The sequence below is a fragment of the Clostridium estertheticum genome (assembly GCF_026650985.1).
In the GTDB taxonomy this organism is placed as follows: Bacteria; Bacillota; Clostridia; order Clostridiales; family Clostridiaceae; genus Clostridium_AD; species Clostridium_AD estertheticum_C.
This window is the reverse complement of sequence record NZ_CP086239.1, coordinates 1,066,119-1,079,228: the sequence shown is the minus strand read 5'-3', so window position 1 is coordinate 1,079,228 and position 13,110 is coordinate 1,066,119. Positions and strand designations below refer to the sequence as shown.

Below are 13,110 nucleotides of genomic sequence, written 5' to 3'. Positions count from 1 at the left end.
TATTTTTACTCTTGCCATATACTAAACATTATATACTATTTTTAAGTTCCTTATCTAAATATTTTGATATCTGAAGTGCCCTATTTTTCTCTGTTGTTATAAATAACTCGACAACAATTTTAGCATTATCCATTTTTCCAACAGGATTAATTGTTGGTTTTACTGTGGATGCTAATTTTAGAACTGTTTCTTCATTAATAATATTAATATTATGTATTTTTATCAATGCACAAATTCCATAATTAGTTGTACAATTTAATTGTTTTATACCTTCTTCGACTATTATTTTATTTTCACTTTCAATCTTTTTCTTGCTATATATAGTACCTATCATTACTAAATCCATATATTTGTTTACAGATTTCATCTTGTAGTAAGTTGAAATCGCTTGAGCTAGTTTAAATGTCATCCCACAGGTGCATAATTCCTTAAATGGGTAATTGCATCCCTTTTGATTTGGATTGACAACTATAGTATGTGGGACGTGTTTAATTGGTTTATGAAAATCAGTTATTATAACATCTATCCCCATGCTTTTACATAGTTCTACTTCACTAAAAGAATTAGTACCACAGCCTAACGTTATTATAAGTTCAGGTCCTAAATATTTTATATGACCAGTAATATCTTTTTCAACTAAATCACGATTTTCACTAAGTTCACCTGGTATAAAATACTCAACATCAGCGTTGACAAACTTTAAAACTAACATCAATAAAGATATTGCAGTAATACTGTCAACATCATAAAACCCATATAAAACAATTTTTTCTCTATAATTTATCGCTTTTATAATTCTTTTTAATGCATCCTTCATTCCCTTTAATAAAAATGGATTATACATGTTATATTCTATAAAATCATTATTATTCTTTTGTATGTCTTTAAAAAAATCCACCATAAAAACTCCTCGATATTAATAGAAAACATATAATTGTAGTTTTCTATTATGTAAAATAAAAAAAACAAAGAAGTAATTAATACATCATACTTCTCTGCCCTTTGTTTTTAATTGTTTGAATCGAACCATTAATTTCGATTATGCAGTTACTTTCTTAGTTCTTTTCTTAAGAAATGCCCACATAGGACTTGCTATAAAGATTGAAGAATAACATCCAACTCCTATGCCAATTAACAATGGACCACTAAGATCTCTTATAGCTGGTACGAATACCCATACCGAAAATATACAAATTAAAACTGTAACAACTGTATTTATTGATCTAGCCATTGTTTGTGTAACGCTGGTATTAGTAATTTCTGCTATAGTTGCTTTTCTCATAATTCTCTGATTTTCTCTTATTCTATCAAATATAACAATAGTATCATTAATAGAATACCCAACTACAGTAAGAATAGCCGCTATAAATGTTGCATTTACTGGTATTTGAAATACTGCGTATACTGTAATAGTAATTAATATATCGTGTACTAATGCAAGTATTGCAGAGGCTGCAAATTTAAATTCAAATCTAAAACCAACATAAATCAACATGAAAATCATAGCAACAACTAAAGCAACTAGTGCTTTTGACTTTAATTCAGAACCAATAGATGCACCAATTGTATCTTCTGAAATTAAAGTACTAGATTTAAATTGTGTTTTAATTTCTTTTAACATGGTTGCTGTTTCATCAGCTGAAAGAGCATCGCTTTTTACAGTTATTTCGATTTCTTTAGCATCATTTATTGTTTTGGATAAATATTCACCCTTTGCGTGTTTATCAATTATTTTATCTACATCTGATTTATCAAATTTTTGATTCATATTTATAGTAATTGCTGTACCACCTTTAAAATCTATACCTAAGTTTAGACCTTTAGTTGCTATGACCCCCATTCCTATTATAATTATAATCAGAGATATAGAAAACCATAGTTTAGTTTTTTCAACTATCTTTAGCATATATTTACCCCCTCTTTACGCCAAAATGAGATGTTTTACTTATTAGTCCCATTTCAACTGCTAATTTCAATAAAAATTTAGTACATGTAAGTGCTGTAAATATACTTATAATTACACCAATTACTAGCGTTAGTGCAAAACCTTTAACCGAACCCGTTCCCATCATATAAAGAACTAAACCCGCAACTATAGTTGTTATGTTTGAATCTAATATTGATGGAAGCGCTCTATGGAAACCAGCATGTACTGAAGATTTTATTGATTTTCCAGTTTTAAGTTCTTCTCTTATTCTCTCGAATATTAACACATTAGCATCTACTGCCATACCAATTGTAAGTAGGAATCCAGCAATACCAGAAAGTGTTAAAGTGGCATTCATAGCTGAGAATGCTCCGAGAACCAAAACAATATATAACAATAAAGATATATTCGCAATAACCCCTGGTGCTCTATAATATAAAAGCATAAATAGGAATACAAATAATATTGCTACAACTCCTGCCTTCATACTTTGTGCCATTGCTGCTTCGCCTAAAGTAGCTCCAACTGTTTTAACTGAAACAGCTTTTAAAGTTACAGGCAATGCTCCTGATTTAATAATTTGTGATTTTGTTGTAGCTTCTGCTAATGTTGCACTCCCTGAAATTTCAGCCTTACCGTCTGTAATAGCTACTTGTACTGTAGGATCTGTTAATACATCTTTATCCATGTAAATAGTTATCTTTTGTCCTATAAATTTCTGAGTTGCTGCTGCAAACTTTGTCTTACCTGAGTCATTAAGTACAAGATTTATAACAGGTTTATTATCTTGACCGTATGCTGCAGTGGCATCTTTTACATCTTTACCAGTAAGAATTGTTACTTTATCAGGACCAACAAATTTAAGTTCTCCTGATTTAGCGACAGTATCAAGAATTTCTTTAGAATCAAATTTACCTGGTATTTCGATTCTAATTCTATTAAGACCTTCTTTTGCAACTAATGTTTCACTAATTCCCATTTTATTAACTCTCATAGAAATAAGTTCGATAGCCCTGTCTAAGGTTTTTGCATCAACCGCTCCACCTTGAACTTCTTCGAGTACTGAAATTCCACCTTGTATGTCTAAACCTCTGTTTATTGTTTGAGTAAATGGTTTAACCATATAGTCTCCTATTGTAAATCCGTGAAACCCTGTAAATGCTAATAATCCAACAACAAAAACACTGACTAGAAACAGTATCGTGCTTTTCTTCTTTTTCATGTTTATCCCCCTCACTGTTTACTCATAACTACAATTATATTATGATTAACAAATTTAGTCAATCTTACCTAATTATAATTTACTTATTCATAGTTTGTGCTTTTAAAGCTATAGCACATTCTATCCTCTTTTTTTGCATCTTGCATCCAATTTCATATGGTACATGCATATCTCCATTGAAATTAAAGTTATTTGCCTGGCATCCACCACTACAATAAAATTTAGCCCAGCACTCCTCGCAAGTAGGTTTATTATAAATATGGGCTTCTTTAAATTCTTTAACCATCTTTTTATTAGTAATCCCATTATATATATCTCCTATAAGGAAATCTTTATTACCAACAAATTGATGACAAGGGTATATATCACCGTCTGGAGTAATCGCCACATATTCATGACCAGCTCCACACCCTGCTATTCTCTTGTATACACAAGGGCCACCCTGCAAATCAATATTAAAGTGATAAAATTTAAAGCTTGTCCCATCCTTATATCTTTTGAGCATGTCTGCATATAATTTATCATATTGCTCAAATATCACTGGTAAATCTTCCTCTCTAAGTGAAAGATTATGTTCAGGCGGAAGCACTACTGGCTCTATAGATATTTCTTTAAAGCCTAAATCTGCCATATGTTTTATATCTTCAAAAAAATCAGTATTTTCTCTAGTGAAGGTTCCCCTAACATAATACTGTTTTGATTTATCTCTCATATCAACCATTTTTTTAATTTTAGGAAGAATGTTATCATATGAACCACTTCCATCTACCTTTACTCTAACTTTATCATTAACAGCTTTTCTGCCATCTATGCTAAGTACTATATTGCCCATGTTTTCATCCATATATTTCATAACCTCATCAGTAAGCAATGTTGCATTAGTAGTCATAGTAAATCTTATGGATTTATTATAAATTTTCTCCTGAATCCTAGCATATTTAACTATTTCTTTTATCATCTCAAAAGCCATAAGTGGCTCTCCACCGAACAAATCTATCTCGATATTTTTTCTAGGTCCAGATTTCTCTAAAACAAAATCTATTGATTTCTTGCCAACTTCTACTGACATTGCTTTTCTAGCGCCATGGTACTCACCCTCGTCAGCAAAACAGTACTTACATCTTAAGTTACAATCATGAATTATATTTAGACACAGTGCCTTTATATATGGCTCTTCTTTTGCACCACTTAATGCAATTGATTTGTATAAATCTCCTGTGTACAAAGTTTCTTCCTGAATTAAGCTTTGAATTTCGTCATATACTTCGCTAATATCTTCTATTGAATATTTATTTTTAAAATCTTCTATTAAATCTTCTTTTTTCCTAAGTTCATTTTCATCTAAAAGATCATAAACTATTTCATCTACCATATGTAGTGCTCCAGAATTTACATCAATTACATAGTGTTCATTATCTTGGATAAATTTATGAATAAGTGACAATTTTCTTCCTCCTAACTAAATTTAAAGCAGTAACCCTAAGTTACTGCCCCCGTTAACATTATTAGTTTTCACAAGCTAAGTTAGCTACTGTACAAGAAGTTTTACATGCTGATTGACATGAATTAGCACATTCCTTGCATCCTGGTTTTTTTAAACTTTCTTTGATTGTTGCTGCATTTATAGTTTTTATATGTTTCATTTTTTATTCCTCCATATCATAAAGTTGACCTGTACATCATATCATAATATTCTAGCTAAATAAAGTAATTTTATAAATTTATTCCAAGCATTCCTGATAAGGTACCTATACCTAAAGCGAGTGAAGTTCTTACTATTTCGCGCATTCCAATAGCAGCACTTCCACCACCAAAGACTTTAACTAAGTACAAAACCAACATGTAAGTCGCAGCAACCATAATACCCATTAGCCAACCTTTTTCCCCTGCTTTTTTCGCAGCGAATATAGATCCGTAAAGTACACTCACTAGTGTTATTACAATATAAAAAACGGATGTAACCTTCATGCTAGCTGGCAAAACAGTTGTTACTATAGAATAAATAACTAATATAATTAAGGTTAAAATTGAAGCCCTAAATACTCCTTCTCCAGCGTAAGAATACTTTTTTTTATTTTCCATGTAAATCCCCCCTTTTCTATAAATTCCAATAAACAAACAATTTTTTTATTGAAATCTATAATATTAATTATGATTTGAAAAGGGGTTTTATTACATAATTCATTATTTTTTCTCTACTACTGCATCAGTATTTAAATTTATAACAGTTCCAATTCCGCTTTTTGATAACTTAATTCTAGTTCTGTCTGGACCACTTTCTAGTATAATATACTCGTCTTGGATGTTGATGATTTTTCCCATCACACCGCCTTTAGTAAGTACTTCATCATTTACTTTTAAATTGTTTAAAAGTGCAGCATATTTTTTCTTTCTTTTGTTTTCTGGTATAAATATTACTAGATAAAATACTACTAGCATTAATACCATTGTAAACACACTTCCTAATTGTCCCATCTATATTCTCCTCCTTTCAATAATTGTTTCTCTAACTTATAATAAAATAATTTTCCTATAAAGATATATCTTATAGGCTAATCATATTATAGTAAATAATTATTTTCATTCATTCCACTGATCAAGTTTCTCAGCCTTAAATTCTTCAAAGCAATCATTATCAATAGCATCTCTAATATCTTCCATAAGTTTATTATAAAAATATAAATTATGAAGTACACAAAGCCTCATTGCGAGCATTTCTTTTGCTTTAAATAAATGTCTTATGTAGGCTCTAGTATAATGTTTGCATGTTGGACATTGACATCCCTCATCAATTGGTCCAGCATCTAGCTCAAATTTAGCATTAAACATATTTATTCTACCATCTTTTGTAAACACATTTCCATGTCTTCCGTTTCTTGCTGGCAATACGCAATCAAAAAAGTCTACTCCCCTTGATACAGCCTCTAATATATTACTCGGATAACCAACTCCCATAAGGTATATCGGCTTATCCTGTGGCAAATGCGGAACAACTGCATCAATAATTCTATACATTTCTTCGTGGGATTCTCCAACCGCAAGGCCACCAATAGCATAGCCATCTAGGTCCATTTTACTAATTGTTTTAGCATGCTCTATTCTAATATCCTCATATGTTCCACCTTGATTTATACCAAATAACATTTGTTTGTTATTTATAGTGTCACTTAAAGAATTTAATCTATCCATTTCAATCTTACACCGCTCGAGCCACCTTGTAGTTCTTGCTACTGAATCTACAACATATTCTTTGGTAGAAGGATTAGGTATACATTCATCAAATGCCATAGCAATAGTCGATGCTAAATTACTTTGTATTTGCATACTCTCTTCTGGACCCATGAATATTTTTTTTCCATCAATATGAGAATTAAAATAAACGCCTTCTTCTTTAATCTTTCTCATTTTTGATAAAGAAAACACTTGGAAACCACCTGAATCTGTAAGAATAGGCCTATCCCAATTCATAAATTTATGAAGTCCTCCCATTTTACGCACAACCGTATCTGTTGGTCTTAAGTGTAAATGATAAGTGTTAGACAATTCTACTTGGCAGTTAATTTCCTTTAAATCCATAGTTGATACGGCACCTTTAATTACGGCTAGAGTACCTACATTCATAAATACAGGTGTTTGAATAGTACCATGAGGTGTTGTAAATTCACCACGTCTTACTTTACCACTTTTCTTAAGCAATTTATACATAATTAACCTACTTTCTATACAATAATTACGAGTTAGCTCTTTCTTTACTATTATTTTTTAATATAAAAACATTGCATCTCCAAAACTGAAGAATCTGTATTTTTCTTTAACCGCTGTTTCATATGCTCCCATAATTAAATCTTTATCTGCAAAAGCGCTAACCAACATTATTAGTGTAGATTCTGGCAAATGAAAATTAGTTATTAATGCATCAACAATTTTAAACTTATATCCTGGATATATAAAAATGTCTGTCCATCCTGATTTCGCACATACTCTTCCATTATCATCTGCAATACTTTCAAGCGTTCTGTTAGAAGTTGTACCTACCGCAATTACTCTCCCACCATTTTCCTTTGTTTCATTTATTACCTGTGCTGTTTCTTCATTTAACATATAATGCTCTGAGTGCATTTCATGTTCTTCGACTTCTTCTGCTTTTACAGGTCTAAAAGTACCTAGACCTACATGTAATGTTACAAAAGCAATTTTAACACCTTTAGCCTTGATTTGTGCTAGTAGCTGCTTTGTAAAGTGAAGTCCAGCAGTTGGAGCTGCAGCTGACCCTTCCTCTCTCGAGTATACAGTCTGATATCTTTCTTTATCTTCTAATTTTTCAGTAATATAAGGAGGAAGTGGCATCTCTCCAAGTTTATCTAAAATTTCTTCAAAAATTCCGTCATATTCAAATTCAACGATTCTGCTTCCACCCTCTGAATCACTAATAACAGTTGCTTTAAGCTCTCCATTGCCAAAGATAAATTTAGCTCCTATCTTTGCTTTTTTACCAGGCTTAACTAAAGTTTCCCACCTATTAATGTCTATTCTTTTAAGGAGTAGGAATTCCATCTTACCGCCGGTTCCCTCTTTAACTCCAAGTAGCCTTGCTGGTAACACTCTAGTATCATTTAATACTAAACAATCACCTGGATTTAAATAATCTATTATGTTTTTAAAATGTTTATGTTCTATTTCTTTTTTAGTTTTATTGATTACCATAAGCCTTGACTCATCCCTTTTTTCAAGTGGATGTTGCGCTATAAGTTCCTTTGGTAAGTCAAAATAAAAATCCTTTACTTTCAAAGTAATACACCCTTTCTTTATGCAAAAATCATTTAAATTTTATGTCCATCATAATTAATATTATGAATTATTTAAGTTTCTTTGCTTTCTATGTCTTTTGTGGTCTATTTAAATGTTGATATGCTTTTTTAGAAGCTATTCGTCCCCTTGGTGTTCTTATTATAAATCCCTTTTGAATTAGATATGGTTCATAAACATCTTCAAGTGTACCTATCTCTTCTCCTACAAAATAGGATAATGTTTCAATACCTACTGGCCCACCATTAAAATTATCTATAATAGCTTCAAGCATTTTGTTATCTATCCTATCAAAACCTTCGTCGTCTATTTCAAGGAGCTCTGATGCAGATTTTGCTATATTTAGATCTATAATTCCATTTCCCTTAACATCACAATAATCTCTTACTCTTTTAAGCAAACGATTTGCAATTCTTGGAGTCCCCCTTGAACGTCTTGCAATTTCCACCGCAGCATCACCCGTAATATCCACTTTCAAAATAGCTGCTGAACGTATTACTATTTCTTTTAACTCTCTCTGCGTATAATATTCCATAGCACTTAACACTCCAAATCTATCACGAAGTGGGGCAGTTAATAACCCAATCCTAGTTGTTGCACCAATTAGTGTGAATTTTGGAAGATCTAGTCTTATGGATTTTGCAGATGCTCCTTTTCCTATAACAATATCAAGTGCATAATCTTCCATAGCAGGATATAATATTTCTTCTACAGATCTGTTAAGTCTATGTATTTCATCAATAAAAAGCACATCATAATCACTAAGGCTAGTTAAAATAGCTGCTAAATCCCCTGCTCTTTCTATTGCTGGTCCAGAAGTTACTTTTAAATTCCCTTTCATTTCTTTCGCAATAATATTCGCGAGTGTTGTCTTACCAAGGCCTGGCGGTCCATATAAAAGCACGTGATCAAGAGCTTCATCTCTATTTTGGGCCGCTTTAATAAATATACTTAATTTTTCTTTTATTTTGGATTGACCAATATATTCTCCAAGCTTTTGAGGTCTTAGAGAATACTCAGCATCCACATCTTCTTCTGTGATAGACGAAGTAATAATTCTTTCCTGAGTATCATCCATAGTATATTCCCACCTTAGTTCATTAAATATTTCAAACAATCTTTAATTATATTTTCAAGTGATTGTTCATGACTTACAGCACTCATTGCCTTTTCCGCTTCTTTTTCAGAATATCCTAGTGAAATAAGAGCACCCAAAACCTCCATAAGTTTTCTATCTTCTATTAAATTCATTCCTGAATTCTGTGATAGGTCTTGAGTGGTAGACTGCTCAAGATGTATCTTTTCTCTAAGCTCCAAAATTATTCTTTGAGCAATTTTCTTTCCTATACCTGGTGCCCGGATTAGAGTTTTTTCATCTCCTGATACAATAGCATACTTTAAATTTGTTACACTGCAAATAGAAAGTAATGATAAACCAGCTTTTGACCCAACTCCATTTATACTAATTACAAGGCTAAACATCTCTATTTCATCTTTTGTTAGAAACCCATACAAACCAATAAAATCTTCTCTAACAATTTGTTTTATATATAATAGTACCGTTTCATTTGTTTTAGGCATCTTAGCCATAGTACTTCCAGAAGTATATATTCTATAACCCATACCGTTATTGTCCAGTATAATATAGTCTTTATTAAAACCTACAAAAATGCCTTTTATATATTCGAACATAATACTTCCTCCTTGCTGCTTCCTTTAGGATACTAATTATTAATTGTTATCCTTCTATTTTTATAGCAACATATATTACTTTACCACCTAAACGGTATTAATTCAATAAATAAGATACATGAAAATAAAAAAATATGGTAAAAAGCCTTAAGAAATATAATTCATAAGGCTTTTTTATTAGAAAAATACATTTCTTAAAGTTTTATCCTTTAGAAAACATATTTCCTAATGCTATAGTACATATTTTATTATTTTAACTAATTCAAATTAATTATCATGACTTTAATAGACCCATAGCATAATCAAAAGCCTTTGCTGGAGATTTGAATTCTCCTTTTTCATATTCTTCGCTATCTTCCATATCTTTTTTAGTATCATCATCTTTGCTATATTTTCTACCGCGAATAAGATCTTCCATAAGTCCATCTTTTTCTTTTAGGTCAATTATTTTAATATGTTGTAATTCTCCTTTGTCTATAGCTTCAAAATCATATTTCTGCTGTTTACCATCTGCTGAATAAACGTTAGCATTAAATAGTTTACTCGCTGATATGTTTCCATTTTCATCTGTTTTATATATTGTTACCATGTCGCTATAAACACCTAAAAAATATCTATTGGCTTTATAACTATACCTATTGCTATTATTAACAAAAACAACTTCATCAGTACCCATATTAGAAACTGTGTAACCTTGATTTTTAAAATATTCATTAAGTTCTTCTTTATTTTTTCTAATTAATACTTTCGAACCATTAAAATACTTTTCAAGTACCATGTTTCTTACTACATTATCTTTATATTTAATCTTGAAAATGAATTTTGTGTCTGTTGATACCCTAGCCAAATTAGTGGTTACAGATGTTTGTAATGAATTACCGTTTTCAATGGCTTTCGATGTAAATTTTAAATATGGTAAATTACCATAAGCTTCAAGCTTTAAATCATTTTTATTCATATAATGGATTAGAGAATAATTAGCACAAACAAAAGCTATTAATATTATTGTTAAAAGTGAATATAAAATTTTTCTATTTTTCATAATTCCCCTCCTTATTTGGAATTATGTCCAAACAAAGGATTATTCATTCAATAAATTAAAATTTTTTATGATGCTCCATAGCTTTCTTTTTAATCAAATTTTTATGTCTATCACTGTAAAAACATGTAAGATTGATTTAGGTAGTATATAATAAGGTTTATAGGTTATATCCTGAAAGGAGTTATTATGACAGTTTATAGATTATCAAATGAATTAAGATTCCCTCACCCATCTCTTTCAGATGATGATGGATTACTCGCCATTGATGGAGATTTATCGCAAGAGAGATTATTACTTGCATATTCTAATGGAATATTTCCCTGGTACTCAGATGATGAACCAATACTTTGGTGGTCACCGGATCCAAGATTTATTGTTTATCCAAAAGATATAAGAACCTCCCACTCTATGAAAAAAACACTCAAAAAGAATATATATAAAGTCACCTTTGATACTCACTTTAGGGATGTTATATCTAATTGTTCAAATCTCAGGCGTGAGGCTGGCACATGGATTACAAATGAAATGATTGAAGCCTACTGCAACCTTCACACGCTTGGCTATGCTCACAGCGTAGAAACTTGGTTCAATGATGAATTAGTTGGTGGACTATATGGCATAAGCATAGGAAAATGTTTTTTTGGTGAGTCAATGTTTTCTACTATGGATAATGCATCTAAAGTTGCTTTTATTACCTTTGGGAAAGTACTAGAAAAGAAGGGATTTTCTTTGATTGATTGTCAGGTTCATACAAATCATCTTGAAAGTTTAGGCGCCGTTTATATGCCTAGAGAAAAATTTTTAGAACTTGTAAAAGATGGAATATCAAAATTGCCTTTAAAATTATCATTATAAGCTACATAATATAAAAAAATAAATCATCATGAAGACCTAAACCTTCATGATGATTATTTAAATTACTAAAATATTTTAATTATTAAGTGAAATATTCAATTATTGCCAAATCAAAATTATTGTTTATCAGTTCTGAAATATAATTCTTTATTTCCTCGCTCTCTGGTTTCTTATATACATACTTGAATTTTCCATATGGCCCCCATTTTAACACCCTTTTTTCTTCATCCATATCAAGCTTAGTATTTTTAAATCTCTGCACTATAAGTTCCTTTGCAGCTTTTGTAAATCTATGTTGAATAAGTTCAAAACTTACTTCATCTTTGTAATTTGCAAGAGCTATTTTTAACGTTTCAAACAGTTCCTTATACTCTAACTTCCAATTATCATATATCATAATAGGTGCAATTATAAATCCTATTGGGTACCCAGCAGTTGCTATTTTTTTGACTGCGCCTATTCTTTCTTTAAAACTTGAAGTATTATGTTCGAAGTTATCTATTACATAAGGCGTGTTTAAAGTAAATCTAAATTTTGTATGTTTATTGTGTTTTAGTTTCAAAAATGGATCAACATCATCAAACTTAGTTACAAGTCTAAGTCTTCCATTCTCACTTCTCCCAAAAAACTCTATGCATTTTTTTAAGTTTCCACTTAGGTGTTCAAGTGCAATTGGATCAGTTATACTGGCACATTCAAAAGAAGTAATACTTGGCAAGTTAGAATCTATATACGTCTGTATATTTTCTAAAATTTCTTCAATATTTAAGAATATTTTCATGAAAGGCTTCTCACCTTGTGTAGTTTGCAGATAACAATATTCGCAATTTGCAGGGCATGAACTCGAAAGCGAAAATTGGTAATCTGCGGATGGTTTACAACTCACTAATTTCTTTTGACCATTTGTTGTAAAAAGAACAGTCTTTTTAGCTGTTACATAGTTTTTCTCGGGAGACCCAGCGTCTATTACAACTTTTTTTGAATTAACTATAGGTACCTTTAATTCTTCTAGATATTTTATTGTTCCTTTTGATTCCTCATATTTTAATAATTTCGGGTCTATATATGCAATATCTGGTATAAATAACTTCATTAACTTCACCTCATAGGTATTGTTTTATTAAATAAAGTTATTTATACACTTATCCTATTCATAAAATTACATATTTGAAAAACTTATCTAATATTGTACTTATTAATCACCTTGTTTTTTAGTTTTTTACCCAATGTCTCTCCTAAAAATCTATCAATCATATCATCCTTAGTAGCTTTACCGTCTATAAATATATTGAATTTTTTGCAAAGCTTGCTTAAATCACTTTTACTTATATCATAAGTTTTAATAAAACTTTTTGCAGTTTTAATACTAGTCATAGCAATTATTCGTTTATACATTTCATCATTAGTCATGCTAACACCTCTAATCTTTTATTTATCAAATACATTAACATTATATCATCTTAAGCCTCATCAATACATCAATTATAATAAAATCTATTACTTAATTATATTTTAAAACAAAATAACTGATTGTAGCATAGTCCTACATCCAGTTATTAATTTTAA

General features: G+C 30.5%; 15 protein-coding genes. 1 reads left to right on the top strand and 14 read right to left on the bottom strand.

Features of this window, described 5'->3' with window-relative positions:
• Positions 1-28: 28 nt before the first annotated feature.
• The 12 genes from LL038_RS05445 to LL038_RS05390 form a co-directional block, all read right to left on the bottom strand.
• Positions 29-901, bottom strand: a complete 873-nt coding sequence (locus LL038_RS05445; RefSeq protein WP_216121569.1) for a DHH family phosphoesterase — start codon at positions 899-901, stop codon at positions 29-31.
• 138 nt (positions 902-1,039) lie between these two features.
• Positions 1,040-1,906, bottom strand: a complete 867-nt coding sequence (secF, locus tag LL038_RS05440; RefSeq protein WP_216121571.1) for a protein translocase subunit SecF — start codon at positions 1,904-1,906, stop codon at positions 1,040-1,042.
• Between the two features lie 4 nt (positions 1,907-1,910).
• Entirely contained in the window at positions 1,911-3,149 is a 1,239-nt protein-coding gene (gene secD / locus LL038_RS05435) for a protein translocase subunit SecD (RefSeq protein ID WP_216121573.1), read from the bottom strand.
• Positions 3,150-3,228: 79 nt separating this feature from the next.
• Positions 3,229-4,593, bottom strand: a complete 1,365-nt coding sequence (scfB, locus tag LL038_RS05430; RefSeq protein ID WP_216121575.1) for a thioether cross-link-forming SCIFF peptide maturase — start codon at positions 4,591-4,593, stop codon at positions 3,229-3,231.
• A 61-nt stretch (positions 4,594-4,654) separates the two neighbouring features.
• On the bottom strand, positions 4,655-4,792 hold the full coding sequence (scfA, locus tag LL038_RS05425; protein ID WP_071612985.1) for a six-cysteine ranthipeptide SCIFF: 138 nt from the start codon (positions 4,790-4,792) through the stop codon (positions 4,655-4,657).
• 70 nt (positions 4,793-4,862) lie between these two features.
• Complete coding sequence (locus tag LL038_RS05420) at positions 4,863-5,231, bottom strand: TIGR04086 family membrane protein (protein ID WP_216121577.1); 369 nt, start codon at positions 5,229-5,231, stop codon at positions 4,863-4,865.
• Between the two features lie 102 nt (positions 5,232-5,333).
• Complete coding sequence (gene yajC, locus LL038_RS05415) at positions 5,334-5,624, bottom strand: preprotein translocase subunit YajC (protein WP_216121579.1); 291 nt, start codon at positions 5,622-5,624, stop codon at positions 5,334-5,336.
• 105 nt (positions 5,625-5,729) lie between these two features.
• A complete protein-coding gene (gene tgt / locus LL038_RS05410; protein ID WP_216121581.1) occupies positions 5,730-6,854 on the bottom strand; it encodes a tRNA guanosine(34) transglycosylase Tgt in 1,125 nt (374 codons plus the stop codon).
• Positions 6,855-6,911: 57 nt separating this feature from the next.
• Positions 6,912-7,937: a tRNA preQ1(34) S-adenosylmethionine ribosyltransferase-isomerase QueA gene (gene queA / locus LL038_RS05405; RefSeq protein ID WP_216121583.1), complete on the bottom strand. Its 1,026-nt coding sequence runs from the start codon at positions 7,935-7,937 to the stop codon at positions 6,912-6,914.
• An 88-nt stretch (positions 7,938-8,025) separates the two neighbouring features.
• Entirely contained in the window at positions 8,026-9,033 is a 1,008-nt protein-coding gene (gene ruvB, locus LL038_RS05400) for a Holliday junction branch migration DNA helicase RuvB (RefSeq protein WP_216121585.1), read from the bottom strand.
• Between the two features lie 14 nt (positions 9,034-9,047).
• Entirely contained in the window at positions 9,048-9,647 is a 600-nt protein-coding gene (gene ruvA / locus LL038_RS05395; protein WP_216121587.1) for a Holliday junction branch migration protein RuvA, read from the bottom strand.
• 274 nt (positions 9,648-9,921) lie between these two features.
• Positions 9,922-10,689 (bottom strand): hypothetical protein, encoded by a 768-nt coding sequence (locus LL038_RS05390; RefSeq protein WP_216121589.1) that lies wholly within the window; start codon positions 10,687-10,689, stop codon positions 9,922-9,924.
• Between the two features lie 186 nt (positions 10,690-10,875).
• On the opposite strand from LL038_RS05390, the gene aat reads away from it, so the two are divergent.
• Positions 10,876-11,544: a leucyl/phenylalanyl-tRNA--protein transferase gene (gene aat / locus LL038_RS05385; protein ID WP_216121591.1), complete on the top strand. Its 669-nt coding sequence runs from the start codon at positions 10,876-10,878 to the stop codon at positions 11,542-11,544.
• Positions 11,545-11,626: 82 nt separating this feature from the next.
• Here the strand turns inward: aat and splB are convergent, their stop codons facing one another.
• Together splB and LL038_RS05375 are read right to left on the bottom strand one after the other, a co-directional pair.
• The gene (gene splB / locus LL038_RS05380) at positions 11,627-12,637 is read right to left on the bottom strand and encodes a spore photoproduct lyase (RefSeq protein WP_216121593.1); all 1,011 of its coding nucleotides are present in this window, start codon (positions 12,635-12,637) and stop codon (positions 11,627-11,629) included.
• An 83-nt stretch (positions 12,638-12,720) separates the two neighbouring features.
• The gene (locus LL038_RS05375; protein WP_071612995.1) at positions 12,721-12,954 is read right to left on the bottom strand and encodes a hypothetical protein; all 234 of its coding nucleotides are present in this window, start codon (positions 12,952-12,954) and stop codon (positions 12,721-12,723) included.
• Positions 12,955-13,110 lie beyond the last annotated feature (156 nt).